This window comes from Bradyrhizobium sp. MI1.3 (genome assembly GCF_055811695.1).
Window position 1 is genome coordinate 39,060 of sequence record NZ_JBVVPQ010000021.1, and the last position, 18,435, is coordinate 57,494.

Annotated in this window: 15 protein-coding genes; 6 read left to right on the forward strand and 9 right to left on the reverse strand. The window is 64.6% G+C overall.

Annotation, left to right across the window (positions count from 1 at the left end):
- Nucleotides 1-378 precede the first annotated feature (378 nt).
- From AC0L3A_RS17425 to AC0L3A_RS17440, 4 genes are all read left to right on the forward strand, one after another.
- Nucleotides 379-3,783, forward strand: coding sequence for a helicase-related protein (locus AC0L3A_RS17425; protein ID WP_473254842.1), 3,405 nt, complete (start codon nt 379-381; stop codon nt 3,781-3,783).
- An 84-nt stretch (nt 3,784-3,867) separates the two neighbouring features.
- Nucleotides 3,868-4,137 carry an RNA-binding S4 domain-containing protein gene (locus AC0L3A_RS17430; protein WP_083869901.1) on the forward strand — a complete coding sequence of 90 codons (270 nt, stop codon included), beginning with the start codon at nt 3,868-3,870 and terminating at the stop codon, nt 4,135-4,137.
- A 132-nt stretch (nt 4,138-4,269) separates the two neighbouring features.
- On the forward strand, nt 4,270-4,608 hold the full coding sequence (fdxA, locus tag AC0L3A_RS17435) for a ferredoxin FdxA (RefSeq protein ID WP_007599264.1): 339 nt from the start codon (nt 4,270-4,272) through the stop codon (nt 4,606-4,608).
- Nucleotides 4,609-4,952: 344 nt separating this feature from the next.
- Nucleotides 4,953-5,801, forward strand: a complete 849-nt coding sequence (locus AC0L3A_RS17440; protein WP_473254843.1) for a CarD family transcriptional regulator — start codon at nt 4,953-4,955, stop codon at nt 5,799-5,801.
- 182 nt (nt 5,802-5,983) lie between these two features.
- On the opposite strand, the gene AC0L3A_RS17445 is transcribed toward AC0L3A_RS17440, so the two are convergent.
- Genes AC0L3A_RS17445 through cyoA form a run of 7 tightly spaced genes read right to left on the reverse strand, consistent with a single transcriptional unit; the run spans nt 5,984 to nt 12,897 of the window.
- Nucleotides 5,984-6,517 carry a response regulator transcription factor gene (locus AC0L3A_RS17445; RefSeq protein WP_007599266.1) on the reverse strand — a complete coding sequence of 178 codons (534 nt, stop codon included), beginning with the start codon at nt 6,515-6,517 and terminating at the stop codon, nt 5,984-5,986.
- Nucleotides 6,507-7,886, reverse strand: a complete 1,380-nt coding sequence (locus tag AC0L3A_RS17450; protein ID WP_007599267.1) for an ATP-binding protein — start codon at nt 7,884-7,886, stop codon at nt 6,507-6,509. Before AC0L3A_RS17450 ends, AC0L3A_RS17445 begins: the two co-directional genes overlap by 11 nt.
- Nucleotides 7,858-8,718, reverse strand: coding sequence for an SURF1 family protein (locus AC0L3A_RS17455; RefSeq protein WP_007599268.1), 861 nt, complete (start codon nt 8,716-8,718; stop codon nt 7,858-7,860). Before AC0L3A_RS17455 ends, AC0L3A_RS17450 begins: the two co-directional genes overlap by 29 nt.
- A complete protein-coding gene (gene cyoD / locus AC0L3A_RS17460; protein WP_007599269.1) occupies nt 8,715-9,101 on the reverse strand; it encodes a cytochrome o ubiquinol oxidase subunit IV in 387 nt (128 codons plus the stop codon). The genes AC0L3A_RS17455 and cyoD overlap by 4 nt, the downstream gene beginning before the upstream one ends.
- On the reverse strand, nt 9,098-9,727 hold the full coding sequence (gene cyoC / locus AC0L3A_RS17465; protein WP_007599270.1) for a cytochrome o ubiquinol oxidase subunit III: 630 nt from the start codon (nt 9,725-9,727) through the stop codon (nt 9,098-9,100). Before cyoC ends, cyoD begins: the two co-directional genes overlap by 4 nt.
- Nucleotides 9,728-11,725 carry a cytochrome o ubiquinol oxidase subunit I gene (gene cyoB, locus AC0L3A_RS17470; protein WP_007599271.1) on the reverse strand — a complete coding sequence of 666 codons (1,998 nt, stop codon included), beginning with the start codon at nt 11,723-11,725 and terminating at the stop codon, nt 9,728-9,730.
- Nucleotides 11,726-11,736: 11 nt separating this feature from the next.
- On the reverse strand, nt 11,737-12,897 hold the full coding sequence (gene cyoA, locus AC0L3A_RS17475; RefSeq protein ID WP_007599273.1) for a ubiquinol oxidase subunit II: 1,161 nt from the start codon (nt 12,895-12,897) through the stop codon (nt 11,737-11,739).
- A gap of 182 nt (nt 12,898-13,079) precedes the next feature.
- Between cyoA and AC0L3A_RS17480 the strand changes: the two genes are divergently transcribed.
- Nucleotides 13,080-14,405 carry an MFS transporter gene (locus AC0L3A_RS17480; protein ID WP_007599274.1) on the forward strand — a complete coding sequence of 442 codons (1,326 nt, stop codon included), beginning with the start codon at nt 13,080-13,082 and terminating at the stop codon, nt 14,403-14,405.
- Between the two features lie 122 nt (nt 14,406-14,527).
- Here AC0L3A_RS17480 and AC0L3A_RS17485 read toward each other — a convergent pair whose 3' ends face one another.
- On the reverse strand, nt 14,528-15,919 hold the full coding sequence (locus AC0L3A_RS17485) for a M48 family metalloprotease (RefSeq protein WP_018452960.1): 1,392 nt from the start codon (nt 15,917-15,919) through the stop codon (nt 14,528-14,530).
- A gap of 131 nt (nt 15,920-16,050) precedes the next feature.
- Nucleotides 16,051-16,845: a thermonuclease family protein gene (locus tag AC0L3A_RS17490; protein WP_007599283.1), complete on the reverse strand. Its 795-nt coding sequence runs from the start codon at nt 16,843-16,845 to the stop codon at nt 16,051-16,053.
- A 297-nt stretch (nt 16,846-17,142) separates the two neighbouring features.
- Between AC0L3A_RS17490 and AC0L3A_RS17495 the strand changes: the two genes are divergently transcribed.
- Complete coding sequence (locus tag AC0L3A_RS17495; protein ID WP_007599285.1) at nt 17,143-18,348, forward strand: ABC transporter substrate-binding protein; 1,206 nt, start codon at nt 17,143-17,145, stop codon at nt 18,346-18,348.
- The last annotated feature ends 87 nt before the right edge of the window (nt 18,349-18,435 follow it).

Here is an 18,435-nt window from a genome sequence, read left to right on the forward strand (position 1 = left end):
CAAAACTCCATCTAGTGCGAACCACTAAGCCTCCCGCGACATCTTGCGAGAACGGAACAGGACTCAAGGGGGAGTCAGCGATTCGGCCGCGATTCGTTCTCAACTCGTTCCGAAGCTTAAAGCCAACGGGAAAAGCGTCGCAAAGTGAGACAGTTGCGCGGGATTTGGGAAGGGGCGCCGCATTCTCCGCCGTCATGCCCCGGCTTGACCGGGGCATCCAGTACGCCGCGCCCTCTCGGTTTGATCTGCGCCGCCTCTGGAATACTGGATCGCCCGGTCGAGCCGGGCGATGACAGCGATGTGTGAGGCCGGCCCTTCGCGCCACCGCCCCAAAACAGCACTGACATTCGCCCCAATCGCCATTACCTAATCCCCCAGATGCCTTTTTCCTCCTCCCCCTTCGCTTCCGAGCGGCTTCCCGGCGCCGGCGTCACTGCGGTGCTTGGGCCCACCAACACCGGCAAGACCCATCTCGCCATCGAGCGGATGCTCGCGCATCCCTCCGGCATGATCGGGCTGCCGCTGCGTCTGCTGGCGCGCGAGGTCTACAACAAGATCGCAGCAAGGGTCGGCCCCGATGCCGTCGCGCTTGTGACCGGCGAGGAAAAGATCAAGCCGAAAGCGCCGCGCTACTGGGTCTCGACCGTGGAGGCGATGCCGCGCGATCTCGACGTCTCGTTCCTCGCCGTCGACGAGGTGCAGATCGCCTCTGATCTGGAGCGCGGCCACGTCTTCACCGATCGCATCCTCAACCGCCGTGGCCGCGACGAGACGCTGCTGCTCGGCGCAGCGACGATGCGGCCCATTATCGAGCGGCTGCTGCCGGGCGTCTCCATGATCACGCGGCCGCGTCTGTCGCAGCTGGAATTCGCCGGCGACCGCAAGATCACGCGGCAGCCGCGCCGCACCGCCATCGTCGCCTTCTCGGCCGACGAGGTCTACGCCATCGCCGAGCTGATCCGCCGTCAGCATGGCGGCGCCGCCGTGGTGCTGGGCTCGCTCTCGCCGCGCACCCGCAACGCGCAGGTCGCGATGTTCCAGAACGGCGAGGTCGATTACCTCGTCGCCACCGACGCGGTCGGCATGGGGCTCAATCTCGACGTCGACCACGTCGCCTTCGCCTCCGACCGCAAGTTCGACGGCTACCAGTTCCGCCGCCTGACGCCGTCCGAATTCGGCCAGATCGCCGGCCGCGCCGGCCGCGCCACCCGCAATGGCACCTTCGGCACCACCGGCCGCTGCGCACCGTTCGAGCCCGAGCTCGTCAATGCGCTGCAGAACCACACCTTCGATCCCGTGAAGGTTTTGCAATGGCGCAATTCGAAGCTGGATTTCGCTTCCCTCGGCGCGCTCCAGGTCTCGCTGAACCTGGCCCCCGGCCACGAGGCGCTGACGCGCGCGCCCATCGCCGAGGACATGCGCGTGCTCGACCACGCCGCCCGCGACGCTGAGGTGCGCGATGTCGCGCATGGCAAGGATGCGGTGGAACGGCTGTGGGAGGCCTGCCAAATCCCCGACTACCGAAAGCTGTCGCCGGCCGCCCATGCCGAGCTGGTGACGACGCTGTACGGCTTCCTGATGCGGAAGGGATGCATCCCCGACGCCTGGTTCAGGACCCAGATCGACCAGGCCGACCGCGTCGACGGCGATATCGACACGCTGTCGGCCCGGATCGCGCAGATTCGCACCTGGACCTTCGTCGCCAACCGTCCCGACTGGCTGAAAGACCCCGAACGGTGGCAGGGGATCGCCCGCGAGGTCGAAAATAAATTATCGGATGCGCTCCATGAACGCTTGACTGAGCGTTTCGTTGATCGCCGGACCAGTGTATTGATGCGCCGCCTGCGGGAGAACACGAGCTTGAATACTGAAATCGGCAAGACCGGCGAAGTCATCGTCGAAGGCCATGTCATCGGCCGCCTCGATGGCTTCACCTTTGCACCGGATGCGGCGGAAGCCGGCTCCGATGCGAAAGCGTTGCAGGCTGCAGCGCAGGCCGTGCTCGCCGGCGAGATCAACGCGCGCGCCGAAAAACTGGGCAATGCGCCGGACGAGCAGTTCGTGCTGACTTCGGAAGGCATCATCCGCTGGACCGGCGATGCCGTGGCGCGGCTGTCTGCCGCAGAGGACGCGCTGCATCCGCGCATCCGCATCATCTCCGACGAACGCCTCACGGGCGCCCCCCGAGACAAGGTGCAGGCCCGGCTCGAGCTCTGGCTCAAGACGCATATCGAAAAGCTGCTCGGGCCGCTGTTCGAGCTCAGCAAGGCCGAGGACGTCACCGGCATCGCCCGCGGCATCGCCTATCAGCTCGTGGAGGCGCTCGGCGTGCTGGAGCGCCCGAAGATCGCCAACGAGCTGAAGGACCTCGACCAGCCCTCGCGCGCGACCTTGCGCAAATATGGCGTCCGCTTCGGCGCCTATCACCTCTATTTCCCCGGCCTGCTCAAGCCGGCCGGGCGTGCTCTGGCCGCGCTGCTCTGGGCGCTGAAGCAGGATAATGTCGATCCCTCCGCGCTGTCGGGCGCGCAGCATCTGGCAAGCTCCGGCCGCACCTCGTTCCCGGTGGACAAGCAGCTGCCGCGCGATGCCTATCGCGTGCTCGGCTACAAGCAGGCCGGCGAGCGCGCCGTGCGCGTCGATATCCTGGAACGTCTTGCCGACCTGATCCGTCCGGCGCTGGCCTGGCGCGAGAACGCGTCCGGCGAAAAGCCCGCCGGTGCGTTCGACGGCCGCAGCTTCGTGGTGACGCAGGCGATGACCTCGCTCACCGGTTCGGCCGGCGAAGATTTTGCCTCCGTGCTCCGCGCGCTCGGCTATCGCATGGACAAGCGCCCGCCGCTGCCGGCGAAGCCGGCCGTTGCGGAGACGCCGGCTGCGGAAGCAAGCACTGAAGCTCCGGCAGAAACGCCGGTCGAGGACGCCGCAGTGCCTGCGGAAACCGCGATCGAAGCCGCCGCCGAGCCTGTGACCGTCGAAGACGCGCCCGGCATGGAGCAGCACGACGAGCCCGTGCAAGACGAGCCGGCGCTCGAAGCCTCCGTCACGCCGGAAGACGCTCCCGGCATCGCGCCGCCTGCGGAAGAGGCTGCGGCACCCGTTGAAGCCGCCGAAACCGCACCTGCCGAGACCGCACCTGCCGAGACTGCGGCAGCCGAAGCCGCTGCGTCGGCCGATGCGGCAGCACCTGTGGAGGCCGCGGCCACGCCCGCTGAGCCCGAGCTCATCGAGGTCTGGCGTCCCGCCGGCCGTCATGACGATCGCAAGCCGCGCCACGAGCGCCACCGCAACCAGCGTCATCACCAGCCGCGTCCGCAGGCGACTGCTGAAGCCGGCGCTGCGCCTGCCGAAGGCGAAGCCCAGCCTGCCGCCGACGGCGAGAAACGCGGTGAGCGTCATCGCCATGGCGGCGGTCATCGCCGGGATTCCGGCCGCGATGGCGGCAGGGACTTCCGCAAGCCGCGCGAAGGCGGCGCCGAAGCCGCGCCGCGTCCCGAGGGGCGCGACGACAAGAACCGTCGCTTCGAGGGCAAGAATGGCGGCAACAAGGACCGCGACAACAAGGATCGCAACAAGGGCAAGTTCGGTGGCGGCGATCGCGACAAGGGTCGCGACAACCGTGGCCGCGACCGCGACAAGGGCCGCGACCGCCAGGGCGGACCCTCGCTGCGTCCCTATGCATCGAGCGCCAATCCGCGCGAACGCGATCGTCCTGTCGATCCGAACTCGCCGTTTGCAAAACTCGCTGCGCTAAAGGAGCAGCTGTCCGGGCGTAAGGAGTAGCGTAGCGTTTTCAAGCGAAGTGCGGAGCGGTTCGCGTGAAGAAAACGCGTCAGAGGGAATAGGGTCACGACCGAGCGGCAGCGCATCGACAAATGGCTATGGCACGCGCGGGTGGTGAAGGCGCGCACCTCCGCTGCCGAGCTTGTCGAGTCCGGCCATGTTCGCGTCAACGGTGCACGCGAGAAATCGCCGGGGCATGCGATCAAGATCGGCGACGTGCTCACCATCGCGCTCGATCGCACTGTGCGCGTCTTGAAAGTCACCGCCTTCAACGAACGCCGCGGCGATGCCGCCTCGGCCCGTGTGCTCTACGAAGAGCTCGGTGAAGGCCATCCGAATTCTCAGCGCAATTAATTGCGCTTTGAATTCATTTCTTGGTCGATCAAGCGCATAAAGCCGTCATGATCGGCCGTTCCTGAGCTTGCGGCGCCGGGCCATCCGCGCTACGCAAGCCGCGACTTTTAAAAGAGCTTTTCGGAGCGTTGGATGACTTACGTCGTCACTGAAGCGTGCATCAAGTGCAAGTACACCGACTGCGTCGAGGTCTGCCCGGTCGATTGTTTCTACGAGGGCGAGAACATGCTCGTCATCCATCCTGACGAGTGCATCGATTGCGGCGTGTGCGAGCCGGAATGTCCCGCCGATGCCATCAAGCCGGACACGGAACCGGGCCTGGAAAAGTGGCTCACGGTCAACGCCGACTACGCCAAGAGCTGGCCGAACATCACCCAGAAGAAAGAATCACCTGCCGACGCCAAGGATTTCGACGGCATGGAGGGCAAGTTCGACAAGTATTTCTCCGCGAACCCCGGCTCCGGCGACTAATTCGGGTCAAACTTAACCCTATTAGCGGCGTTACCGCCGAAAACCAGCCCTTAAGACCCCTAAATCATTGATTTTTGCGGGAAATGTGCTATATTGGGCACATTGAGCCGAACCCTGGTTAGCCCCGTCGGCCCCGTTGGGTTCCCGTGAAACCAAATGTCGAACAGGGGCGTGGCAGTTTCCGCGCGCAGGCTGTGTCACAGAAAACGCGTAAAAAGAGTACTTCAGCGAAGGCTTCCCATAAGGACGCCAAGAAAGTCGCCGCGGCCAGCCGTAGCGCATCCAAGGGTCGGACCGCGACTAAGGCGCCGGCTGCAAAGTCCTCGAAGAACAAAAGAAGCGCAATGCCTAACAAGACTGCCAAGCCGGCCGCGAAAGCGACCGTTGCCAAGCCTGTTGCCGCCAAGCCTGCCGCCAAGCCTGCCGCCAAGCCCGCTGTTGCCAAGACGCCCGCTGCCAAGGCTCCCGCTGCCAAGCCCGCCGCGCCAAAGGCTCCTGTTGCGGCTGCTCCTGCCAAGGCTCCCGTCGCTGCCGCCAAGCCGGCCGTGAAGCCCGCGGCTGTTGCGCCGAAGGTCGAGGAAAAGAAGGTCGTGACCCAGCGTCAGGGCTTCAAGGCCAACGAATTCGTCGTCTATCCCGCCCACGGCGTCGGCCAGATCCTGGCCATCGAGGAGCAGGAGATTGCCGGCGCGAAGCTCGAGCTGTTCGTCATCAACTTCATCAAGGACAAGATGACGCTGCGCGTGCCGACCGCCAAGGTCGCCAATGTCGGCATGCGCAAGCTGTCCGAGCCCGCGCTGGTGAAGCGTGCGCTCGAGACCCTCAAGGGCCGTGCCCGCGTCAAGCGCACCATGTGGTCGCGCCGCGCCCAGGAATACGAAGCGAAGATCAACTCGGGCGACATCGTCGCGATCGCGGAAGTCGTGCGCGACCTCTATCGCTCCGAATCGCAGCCCGAGCAGTCCTACAGCGAACGCCAGCTCTATGAAGCCGCGCTCGACCGTCTCTCCCGCGAGATCGCGGTGGTGCAGCACTCGACCGAGACCGAAGCGGTCAAGGAGATCGAGGCCCAGCTCGCCAAGAGCCCGCGTCGCACCGGCGCCAAGTCCGAAGCCGCCGAAGGCGAAGCCGACGCCGAGGGCGATAGCGACGAGACCGAGGGCGGAGCCACGGTCGCCGACGAGGCCGCGTAAGCGGCTCGCGCGTCGATCGCAACAGATCAAAAGCCCGGCCGTTTGGCCGGGCTTTTTGTTTGGGGCGCCGGATGATCTTGCTCGGTCCGTAGGGTGGGTTAGCCGAAGGCGTAACCCACGATGCTGCCGCAAAGAAGTGGTGGGTTACGCTTCGCTAACCCACCCTACAAAGTTAACCAACCTCACTTCACCGGCCGCTTCTCGAGCTTCCGCGCCAGCGTCCGCCGGTGCATCCCGAGCCGTCTTGCCGCTTCCGAGATGTTGAAATCGGTCTCGATCAGGGTCTGGTGGATGCGTTCCCATTCCAGCGTCTTGATCGATGTCGGCCGGGCGTCGAGCGCAACCTCGGCATTGCCTGCGGCCTTGTTGAAGGCGGCCTCGATGTCGTCGGTGTTCGACGGCTTGGCGAGATAGTGGCATGCGCCGAGCTTGATGGCCTCGACCGCGGTGGAAATGCTGGCGAAGCCCGTCAGCACCACGATCAACATCTCCGGATCGTGCGTGTGCAAGAGTTCGACACAGGCGAGCCCCGAGGCGCCGCCGAGCTTGAGGTCGACGACGGCATAGCCGAACGATCGCTCCTCCAGAACTTTCCGCACGTCCTCGATCGAGGCGGCGAGCACGACCTCGTAGTCGCGGCGCTCGAACGAACGCTTCAGGGTGCGGGCGAAGCCGGCATCGTCCTCGACGACGATGAGCGAACGGTCAGGCGTCAAAGCTGCCTCCGATCGCGAGCGTGGCGAGCGGCAGCGTGAGGCGGACCGTGGCGCCGCGCTTCCTGTGGTTCTCGGCAGTCACGCTGCCGCCAAGCTTGCGCACCACATTCACCACCAGGAACAGGCCGAGCCCGCCGCCGGCGCGGCCCTTGCTCGACTGATAGGGCTTTCCGAGCTGTGCCAGCATCTCCGGCGCAAAGCCGGGGCCGCGATCGCTGATCGACAGCACGAGATTATCGCCCTCGCGCTCGGCAACGAGCTCGACCCAGTCGCGCGAGACCTCGTAGGCGTTGTCGAGCACGTTGAAGATCACCTGTTTCAGCGCGACGTCTGAGGCGATCGCGACGTCTTCGCCGAAGGTGTTGACGAAATACAGCGTGCGCGCCGAGCGCGCGTCGCGCCACTCTTCCACCAGCGCCGTGACGAAAGCCGCCACCGTCGTCGGCGACGATCCTTCGCCGCGGGCTTCGCCCGCCGACACCAGAATGCCTGTCACGATCGACTTGCAGCGTTGCAGCGAGGTCTCCATCTCCGCGAGGTCCTCGGCCAGCTCCTGATCGGCGGCAAGGTCGGGCATGCGGCGCCAATCGCCGAGGATGACCGAGAGCGAGGCGAGCGGCGTCCCGAGCTCGTGAGCCGCGCCGGAGGCGAGCAGGCCCATGCGCACGATATGATCCTGCTCGGCGGCATGCTGGCGCAGCGCCGCCAGATGCGCGTCGCGCTCGCGCAAATTCCTGTTGATGCGGGTGACGAACACCACCAGCAGCACGGCGTTGAGCACGAAGCCCAGCAGCATGCCGGCAACCGTGAGCGTATAGGTCTCGCTCAGCGGGTTCGGCGGCAGATCGAGCGGCCGATAGGCGACGGTCAGCCAGACGAAGCTCGCGCAGGTCAGCGCGACCAGCGACCAGGTCGAGCGGCCATCGAGCAGCACCGCGCCCAGCGTCACCTGGAGCAGGAACAGCGAGGTGAAGGGATTGGTGGCGCCGCCGCTGAGATAGAGCTGCGCGGTCAGCGCAGCGACGTCCAGCATCAGGGCGACCAGCAGCTCGTTGTTGGTGATCGCGGCGCGATGGCGCACCCACACCAGGCTGGAGACGTTGAGAAATATCAGTGCGCCGATCACCGCGCCCATGCGGGTGAGAGGCAGGGGAATGCCGAGCCAGACATGCACGCCGCCGATAGTCACGATCTGCCCGACCACTGCGGTCCAGCGCAGCTGGATCAGCAGCGCCATGTTCTTGCGGTTGGTCTCGTCGTCGGTCGGCGCAGCGCCGATCAGCTCGCTGCGCGCGTCCGCCTGCGATTGCAGCGTGACGGCGACATGCGTTCTTCCGTCGTCAGGTGGGCTCGACGATCGTTCCAGCATCTGATCCCGTCCTGCGGGCGTCGGCATCGGAGCCGTCGGCCGCTTCGTGGACGAAGCCGCTCCAGGGCTTCCTGCGGCGGAACAGCCCGCCGCCGAATGTGACGATAAGTCTGCCGGCTAGCATGAAAGCCAGGGCAAACCACGTCAGCGCGTAGATCAGGTGGTTATTGGGAAAGCTGATCACGGTCAATCCGCCGATTGGGCCGCCGCCGGATTGTGATCCAGCGTCGGCATCGACGAAGAAGGGCGCGACATGGTCGAGGCCGCGTGCCGCCGCAATCGCGGCAACATCCCGCGAGTACCAGCGATTATGCTCAGGCACGTTGGTCCTGAGGAATCCGCCTTTTGGCTCCGTGATGCGCAAGAGGCCGGTGATCTCGACCTGGCCGTCCGGATTGCCGTCCCGGCGCGTCGACGCGTCGCGCCGGTCGGACGGCACGAAGCCACGGTTGACCAGGACCAGCGTGCCGTCGCTACGCCGAAGCGGTGTCAGCACCCAATAGCCCGGGCCTTCCTCGGTGACGGCCTGAACCAGCGTCTCACGGTCATGCATGAAACGGCCGCTGACGCTGACATGCCTGTATTCGTCGTTTGCGGCGGAGACGGTCGGCCATGCCGCCGGCGAGGGGATCGGCTGGGCCGGGGCATGAACGCGCTGCTCGACGCGGTCGATCAGCGCCAGCTTCCAGGCGCGGCGTTCGATCTGCCAGACGCCGAGCGCGATCAGAAGTGCAATGGCCGCGAGCGAGAGGACCGTGAGCCACAAGGACGGGTGCGCAGCGTCGCGGCGCGCCCCGTTTGCCTTGCTCGTCTCGGTCCGGATTTCGTTCATTTCATCCCGTTCATCTGGTGGATCGGCATCATGTTGCTGTTGAGATGGTTCATCACCCACAGCGAACCGGACAGGGCGATCACCACCATGACGATGGTGAAGATCAGCGCCATCATACTCCAGCCGTTCTCGGACGTCGTGTTCATGTGCAGGAAGTAGATCATGTGCACGACGATCTGCACGACCGCGAAGGCCATGATCACGAGCGCGGTGATCTGCTTGCTCGGAAGCGCGCCGCTCATCACCAGCCAGAAGGGGATCGCGGTGAGTACGACCGAGAGCACGAAGCCGAGCATGTAGGTCGAGAACGAGCCGTGCGCGTTGGCATGGCCGTCACCATGGTGATGATCGTCCGCGTGGGCGACGTGAGTATCGGTGTTCATCGCAGAACTCCCAGGAGATAGACGAAGGTGAAGACACCGATCCAGACCACGTCCAGGAAGTGCCAGAACATCGACAGGCACATCAGGCGGCGGCGGTTGGCCTCGATCAGGCCGAACTTCCAGACCTGCACCATCAGGGTCACCAGCCAGATCAGGCCGCAGCTGACGTGCAGGCCGTGCGTCCCCACCAGGGTGAAGAAGGCGGACAGGAAGGCGCTGCGCTGCGGCGTCGCGCCTTCATGGATCATGTGGGCGAACTCCGACAGCTCGATGCCGATGAACGCGGCGCCGAACAGGCCGGTGATCGCCAGCCAGATCTGGGTCTGGGCGATCTTGTTCTGCTGCATCGTCAGCATCGCAAAACCATACGTGATCGACGATAGCAACAGCATCGAGGTGTTCACCGCGACCAGCGGCAGCTCGAACAAATCCTTCGGCGCCGGACCGGCGGCGTAGTTGCCGCCGAGCACGCCGAAGGTGGCGAACAGGATCGCGAAGATGAGACAGTCGCTCATCAGGTAGATCCAGAAGCCGAGCGAGGTGCTGTAGCCTTCCGGATGCGGGTGTTCGTCGGCGAGGTAGAACACCGGCTCGCCGGTTTGCGTGGGATTGACAGCGACAGTCATTTACTTGGCTCCGGCGAGCAGTTTGGTGCGCGCGTCCTCGGCCCGGATGACGTCCTCGGCCGGAATGTCGAAATCGCGGTGATAGTTGAAGGTGTGACCGATGCCGACGGCGAGCATCGCGATGAAGCTCGCGGCGGCCAACCACCAGATGTACCAGATCAGGCCGAATCCCATCGCGGTGGCAAGGCCGGCGAGGATGATGCCGGTGCCGGTGCTGCTGGGCATGTGGATCGGCTTGAACCCGGTGAGCGGGCGCTGATAACCGCGCCTCTTCATGTCCCACCACGCGTCATTGTCGTGAACGACAGGAGTGAAGGCGAAGTTGTAGGCCGGCGGCGGCGAGGAGGTCGCCCATTCCAGCGTACGCGCATCCCAGGGATCGCCGGTGACGTCCTTGAGCTGCTCGCGCCTGAGGAAGCTGACTGCGAACTGCATCAGCATCGAGAGGATGCCAAGGAAGACCAGGAAGGCGCCAATGCCGGCGACGATGAACCAGATCTGCAGGCTCGGATCGTCGAACACGCGGAGGCGGCGGGTCACACCCATCAGGCCAAGCACATAGAGCGGCATGAAGGCGAGATAGAAACCCGTGACCCAGAACCAGAACGACAGCTTGCCCCAGAACGGGTCGAGCTTGAAGCCGAACGCCTTCGGGAACCAGTAGCCGATACCGGCGAACGCGCCGAATACGACGCCGCCGATGATCACGTTGTGGAAGTGCGCGATCAGGAACAGGCTGTTGTGCAGGACGAAGTCGGCCGGCGGCACCGCGAGCAGCACGCCGGTCATGCCGCCGAGCACGAAGGTCAGCATGAACGCGATCGTCCACATCATCGGCAGCTCGAAGCGGATGCGGCCGCGATACATCGTGAACAGCCAGTTGAACATCTTCGCGCCCGTCGGGATCGAGATGATCATCGTGGTGATGCCGAAGAAGGAGTTGACGCTGGCGCCCGACCCCATCGTGAAGAAGTGGTGCAGCCAGACCAGGTACGACAGGATGGTGATGACCACCGTGGCGTAGACCATCGAGGTGTAGCCGAACAGCCGCTTGCCCGAGAAGGTCGAGGTCACTTCCGAGAAGATGCCGAAGGCGGGGAGAACCAGGATGTAGACCTCGGGATGACCCCAGATCCAGATCAGGTTCACGTACATCATCGGGCTGCCGCCGAAATCGTTCGTGAAGAAGTTGGTGCCGACGTAGCGGTCGAGAGAGAGCAGCGCGAGCACGACGGTCAAAACCGGAAAGGAAGCGACGATCAGCACGTTGGTGCAGAGCGCGGTCCAGGTGAACACCGGCATCCGCATCATGGTCATGCCGGGGCACCGCAGCTTGACGATGGTGCAGATCAGGTTGATGCCGGACAGTGTCGTTCCGACGCCCGCGACCTGTAGTCCCCATATGTAATAGTCGACGCCGACATCCGGACTGTAGCCGATGTTCGACAGCGGCGGATAAGCGAGCCACCCGGTGCGGGCGAATTCGCCGATGAACAGCGAGGCCATCACCAGCACCGCGCCGCCGACCGTCATCCAGAAGCTGAAATTATTCAGGAACGGGAACGACACGTCGCGCGCACCGATCTGGAGCGGCACGACGAAGTTCATCAGGCCGGTGACCAGCGGCATCGCCACGAAAAAGATCATGATCACGCCGTGGGCGGTGAAGACCTGGTCGTAGTGATGGGAGTTGAGATAGCCCTCCGAGCCGCCGAAGGCGAGGGCCTGCTGCAACCGCATCATCAGCGCGTCGGCGAAGCCGCGCAGCAGCATCACGATGCCGAGGATCATGTACATGATGCCGATGCGCTTGTGGTCGACGCTGGTGAACCACTCGCTCCAGAGATAACCCCAGACGCGGAAATAGGTCAGGCCGGCAAACATGATGAGGCCGCCGGTCGCCACCACGGCAAAGGTGCCGACGACGATCGGCTCGTGCAGCGGCAGCGATTCGACGGTGAGCCGGCCGAAGATGAGCTTGAGAAGATCAGGAGACATGCGGGATCTCTTTACGAATCTGACTTCGGACGTTGTCCGAGGAAGAAGGACGAGGACTTCAGCGGCGTGAAACTCGGCCGCTTCAGGCCGGCGCCGAGCAGCGGCGCGGTGTCGAGAGGCGCCGTGATGGAGGCGGTGGTCCTGCCCTGCGGCGCATCGGGCGTGCAGGTGCCGGCGACGAAGGTCGGCTCCGGCCCAAGCGCCGTGCCGCGGCGGGCGTACTTGTCGTAGGCCAGCGGCAGCGTGTTGTTCAGGCCCTCATGGCCGAGGCCGCCCTTGGCGTCGATTGCCATCATCTCGCTCTGGCACATCTTGCCGGTCTCGACGCACATGTTGAGGATCAGGCGGTAGAGATCGGAATCGACGGTGCCGTAGCGCCGCACCGGCTCGTTCTGGCTGGGTTTTTCGAGCTGGAGATATTCGGCGCGGCCGAGCGAGCCGCCGCCGGACTTGGCGCTTGCGATCCAGGCGTCAAAGCCCTTGTCGTCGAGACCCTGGAAGTTGAAGTGCATGCCGGAAAAGCCGGCACCGCTGTAGTTCGCGGAAAAGCCCCGGTAGGTGCCGGCGTGGTTCACGACGGCGTGGAGCTTGGTCTCCATGCCCGGCATCGCGTAGATCTGGCCGGCCAGCGCGGGGATGTAGAACGAGTTCATCACCGAGGACGCGGTGATGCGGAAGTTGATGGGACGATCGACCGGAGCTGCCAGATCGTTGACAGTGGCGATGCCGTAGTCCGGATAGATAAAGAGCCACTTCCAGTCGAGCGCGACGACGTCGACCTCGAGCGGGGCCTTGGACTGGTCCACGGCGCGGTCGGCATGGATGCGGCCGAGCGCGCGATAGGGGTCGAGCAGATGCGTGCCCATCCAGGTCAGCGCGCCCAGGCAAACGATGATCAAGAGCGGCGCCGACCAGATCACCAGCTCGAGGCTGGTCGAGTGGTCCCATTCCGGCTCGTAGCGGGCGTCGGTGTTAGACTGGCGATAGCGCCAGGCGAACAGCACCGTCAGCGCCATCACGGGCACGACAATCAGGAGCATCAGGACGGTGGAGATGATGACGAGGTCGCGCTGCTGCGCTGCGATATCGCCGGCCGGCGCCAGCACGACGTAGTTGCAGCCGCTGAGCGCAACCGCCAGGGGTAGCAGCGCTAGAATCTTGAAACGGGACAAGGGCCGAGCCTTATGAGAATGAGTTTCTTTTGCGGGGCCAAGGGGTAGCTGCGGCGCAGCAATCCGGACATTGGACAATTTGTCCAATGTTGCACTGCGGGATGTTGCGCCAGACAAGGCTAGATTGCCTGGCGCCTCGCCGGGCGGTCGGCTTTGGTTTTCAGGACGTTAAGGGCGCGCGAATGGCGATGGCACAGACCCCCGCAATGGCAGACCACTCGGGCGAGCACGGCCACGACCAGGCCAGTCCCGGCGAGATCGCTATCGGCGTCATCATCGGCCGCACCTCGGAATTCTTCGACTTCTTCGTCTTCGCGATCGCCTCGGTGATCGTGTTCCCGCGCCTGGTGTTCCCGTTCACGAGTGAACTGACCGGCACCCTCTATTCCTTCATGATCTTCGCGCTGGCCTTCATGGCCCGGCCGATCGGCACCGTCATTTTCATGACGGTCGACCGCGAATACGGCAAGACGGCCAAGCTGATCTCGGCGCTGTTCCTGCTCGGCACCGCCACCGTCGCGATCGCGTTCCTGCCCGGCTATCACGAGATCGGCGTTGCCGCGATCTGGCTGCTGGCGCTGGCGCGCATCGCACAGGGTCTGGCCTGGGGCGGCGCCTGGGACGGCATGGCCTCGCTGCTGGCGCTGAACGCGCCGCCTTCAAAGCGCGGCTGGTACGCGATGGTGCCGCAGCTTGGTGCGCCGCTCGGTCTGATCGTGGCGAGCGGGCTGTTCGCCTATTTCGCCGGAAATCTCTCGGCCGACGACTTCTTCGATTGGGGCTGGCGCTATCCGTTCTTCGTCGCCTTTGCCATCAACGTCGTGGCGCTGTTCGCGCGCCTGCGCATGGTGACGACGGAAGAATATGCCTCGCTGTTCGAGACCCGCGAATTGCAGCCCTCGCGCATCTCCGAGACGGTGGCGCGCGAAGGCCAGAACATCATGCTCGGTGCGTTTGCGCCGCTGGCAAGCTTCGCTCTGTTCCATATGGTCACGGTGTTTCCGCTGTCCTGGGTGTTCCTGTTCACCCGCGAAAGCCCGGTGCGCTTCCTGATCATCGAGATCGTCGCCGCCGTGTTCGGCGTCGGCGCGATCGTGCTCTCCGGCGTCATCGCCGACCGCGTCGGCCGCAAGTCGCTGCTGATGGGATCGGCGATCGCGATCGCGATCTACAGCGGCTTTGCCCCGCAGCTGCTCGATGCCGGCGCGTTCGGCGAGACCATCTACATGGTGATCGGCTTCATCCTGCTCGGTCTGTCGTTCGGCCAGTCGTCGGGTGCGATCGCCTCGAACTTCAAGCAGGCGTATCGCTACACGGCTTCGGCGCTGACCTCCGACATGGCCTGGCTGTTCGGCGCCGGCTTTGCACCGCTGGTCGCGCTGTTGCTGGCGACCAACCTCGGCGTCATCGCCTCGGGTGCGTACCTGCTGTCGGGCGCGTTCTGGACCTTGCTCGCGCTCTGGCTCAGCGGCCAGCGCGAGGCCGGCGATATGGACGCGGGGCGCTGATCGGGCGGAGCTTGTAGGCTGGGCAAAGGCGCGTAAGCGCCGTGCCCACCATCTTTCAATAATCCTGATCGGGAATGGTGGGCACGCTTCGCTTTGCCCACCCTACGGCAGTTTAGCGTACGTCAATCCGCCACGACCTTCACACGATCGCGCACCTTCACCTGCGCGTTGCGATCGAGCCCGTTGAGGACGCGAAAACGTTCGGCCGGGTGATCGACGCCAGCCATGCGGTGGGAGAGGGATTCCACGGTGTCGCCGGGCTGCACGGTGATGACCTTGATGCGCAGCGGGCGCGCGGCCTGGATCTCGTCGAGCGTCAGGCGGCGGAATGAACCGACGGTCTCGCGCGCATTGCGCTCGCTCTCGGTGGACTTCTGCCGTGCCGCGAAGATGAAGCGGTAGACGTCGCTGCCGAACCGCAGCGCATAGACCTTGAACTGCCACTGGTCGCCCTTGGCGGTGGCGGACGCAGCCGGAAAACCGTTGATGGTGATGTCCTCGGTGGAGGCCTTCTCGACGCCTTCCATCCAGCCGGAATTCAGGTAATCGCCGAGCGACTGTTCAGCCGGCACCCGCACGACGTCGAACCGCATCGCCTGCGAGCCGCCGTCGCGCACGCCGATCACGGCCTGCGCAGTGTTGTCGAGCGTAAAATTGTCCGGCGCCTGGAAGGTGAAGCCGAGCTTCGGATGCAGGAAGCGCCGGCCGCGGACAAAACCTTCGCTGGGGTCTTCGCCGTAGACGAGATTGTCGATCGCGGCGAGATAGGTCTCGCGGTCGCGCTCGCCGCCCTCTGGCGCTGCGTATTGCCGTGCGATGGTCTGCGCGTTCTGCACGCGCTCGGGCGTTGCCGGATGCGACGAGGTGAAATCCTGCGCGCGCGGATCGAGCGAGGTCTTGCCGACCTTCAGTTCGGCATTGCGCTCCATCGCCGAGAGAAAGCGTGCGGCACCATAAGGGTCGAAATGGGCCTTGGCGGAAATGCCGACGCCGACGCCGTCGGCCTCGAACTCCTGATTGCGCGAAAAGCTCGCCATCGTCAGCTTGGTCTTGGCGAGCGCGAGCGCGGTGAGATCGGGATCGTTGCTCATGTCGGTGACGACGCGGGTGACGATCGCGGCCTGGCGGGCCTGGTCCTCGCGCATCGCCGCGTGCTTGGACAGCACATGCGCCATCTCGTGGCTGAGCACGGAGGACAATTCCGACGTATCGCTCGCCAGCGCAAGCAGGCCCCGCGTGACATAGAGCTGGCCGTTCGGCAGCGCGAAGGCGTTCACCGCGCCGGAATTGAGGATCGTGACCCGGTAACCCTGGTCGGGCCGGTCGGACGCAGCGACCAGCCGGTCGACGGTCTTGGTGACGAGCGATTCGAGCCTGGGGTCGTCATAGGTGCCGCCATAGCTCGCCAGGATGCGCTCATGCTCCTTCTCGGTGGCGGGGGTCTGGGCGACGGCCGGCTTCGGCTTGGGCATCGCGACGGTCGGCGGGGCCGCCGCGGTCTGGAAGCGGCCCATATCGCCGCAGCCGCCAAGGGCTGAACCCAGCACGAGGCATAGCACAGCCGGCGCTGCCCGCAGGCGGCGTTCACCTTGTCCGTGCCGTCCTAGCACCCCATTCACGTCGCTTAACCCGTGCCTGGCCCTTTTTAGGGCCTTACCCCTGTCGGCTCGTTTGCGCCCAGCAACTCGATTTGTCCTACGAGGCGTATATCGATACGCGGCCCCGTATTCCCCTCAGCCCAGCCTCGGACACGAATACGTTTATTTTCCAGAGACTTAAGAGCGATCCCGGCGCTTTCGAACGCGGGTACCATGCGCTTTGAAATAGTCACGGCGAAGCCGCGTGTCCAGTTTCGTCCGAAGTTGAGGTAGGTCATTGCCCCAGCTTGCCGGACCGACAGGACTTTGCCTTCGACCACCACAAAACGCCCGATCCCCGCCAAAATATCGTCCGGACTTTCCGCGTTTTTTATGGCCGACGGGTCAGCCCAGCTGCCCTTTTTTTGGCGCCTCGCCTCGGCCTCCGACGCCATCAGGGCCGCCGCGCAGTCCTTATCGGCAATCTCGGCGGAGACGATGGCGTCGCCCTGGGCGAGGAGCGTCGCCTGCACGGAGATGTCGCTCTCGCCGACAAAGACCAGCGCGCCCTGGCGGCCATAGCGGTCAGGCGTGTCGTCGGCGCTGCGCAGGATCACGTCGTGCCCGACCAGCAGCGAGGTCAGCGCCTGCTTCGTGGTCGCGGTCGGCTCGATGCCGGTCAAGCGGATTTCCCGGCCGTCATCGAGCCGCAGACTGCGCGCATCGATCGCGGTGACGCGGCCTTCGCCCTGGGACTCGAACTGGCACGGGCTCGCGAATGCGCTCTGCCCCGCGACGAGAAGGATTGCGATCAGCTGAAGCCGTTGCGTCACGTTGCCCGGTGAGGTTGCGTTGCGCTCCAATTATAACTCAAGCGCGGTGGGGCGCGAAGACTGTTTGTTCATACTCCGTCATTGCGAGCGCAGCGAAGCAATCCAGAGTCCCTCAGAGGAAAGATCCTGGATTGCTTAGCTGCGCTCGCAATGACGGCGGAGGCACTCTTCCGCATCTCGTCATTCCGCTTTGCGGAAAGCGCGTGTTGATCGCTCATCTGCATCGTCCCGCGCGCTTGCTGCGCTGTCGCGCATGCGGCATGATTGCGGCAACACCAATAACCAAGCCGCCATCAGAGTACGGCGCGATAAGGGAGGCCTTTTTCGATGAAGCATGTTGTGTCGGGTATTTTTGCTGCTGCGTTGGCGCTGAGTGCAAGCGCCGCACAGGCCCAGGACAAGCCGCCACTGAAGATCGGCGGCATCCTCGACATGTCGAGCCTGTATGCCGACATCACCGGCCCCGGCAGCGAGACCGCGGCCAAGATGGCCGTGGAGGACTTTGGCGGTGAGGTGCTCGGCCGCAAGATCCAGGTGCTGGCTGCCGACCATCAGAACAAGGCCGATCTCTCCGCCAATATCGCCCGCGACATGCTCGACAATCAGGGCGTCGAAATGATCTATGACGTCGCGGCGTCCGCGACCGCGCTTGCCGCCGGCGAGATCGCGAAAGCGCGCAACAAGATCATCATGTTCAACGGCCCGGGCTCGATCCGCCTCACCAACGAGGCCTGCGGTCCCTACACCATTCACTATGTGTTCGACACCTACGGCCAGGCCAATGTGACCGGCCTTGCGGCCGTGAAGTCGGGCCTCGACACCTGGTACTTCCTCACCGCCGACTACGCCTTCGGCCAGGATCTGGAGAAGGACACCAGCGCCGTCGTGACCAAGACCGGCGGCAAGGTGCTCGGCAGCGTGCGCCATCCGCTCAACACGTCGGATTTCTCGTCGTTCCTGCTGCAGGCCCAGGCCTCGAAAGCAAAGGTGATCGGGCTCGCGAACGCCGGCGGCGACACCGTCAACGCCATCAAGCAGGCGGCCGAGTTCGGCATCACCAAGGGCGGCCAGAAGGTCTCGCCGCTGCTCGCCTTCGTGACCGACATCGACTCGATCGGGCTCGAGACCGCGCAGGGCCTGTTGCTTGCGGAGGCCTTCTACTGGGATCTCAACGACGACACCCGCGCGTTCTCGAAGCGCTTCCAGGAGCGCATGAAGCGGCCGCCGACCTCGGCGCAAGCCGGTGTCTATTCGTCCGTGACGCACTATCTGAAAGCAGTGAAGGCGGCCGGCACGACCGATGCCGCGACGGTGATGAAAGTGATGAAGGAGACACCGATCAACGACTTCTTCGCCAAGAATGGCAAGATCCGCGAGGACGGCCGCATGTTGCACGACATGTACCTGTTCGAGGTCAAGAAGCCGTCGGAATCCAAGGGCCGCTGGGACGACTACAAGCTGCTCGCCACGGTGCCCGGCAGCGAGGCGTTCCAGTCGCTGGAGCAGTCGCGCTGTCCGCTGGTGAAGAAATAAACACCGTCATTGCGAGGAGCGAAGCGACGAAGCAATCCAGGCTGTCTCCGCGGAAACGCTTCGCTCGCAATGACGAGTGTGGTGATA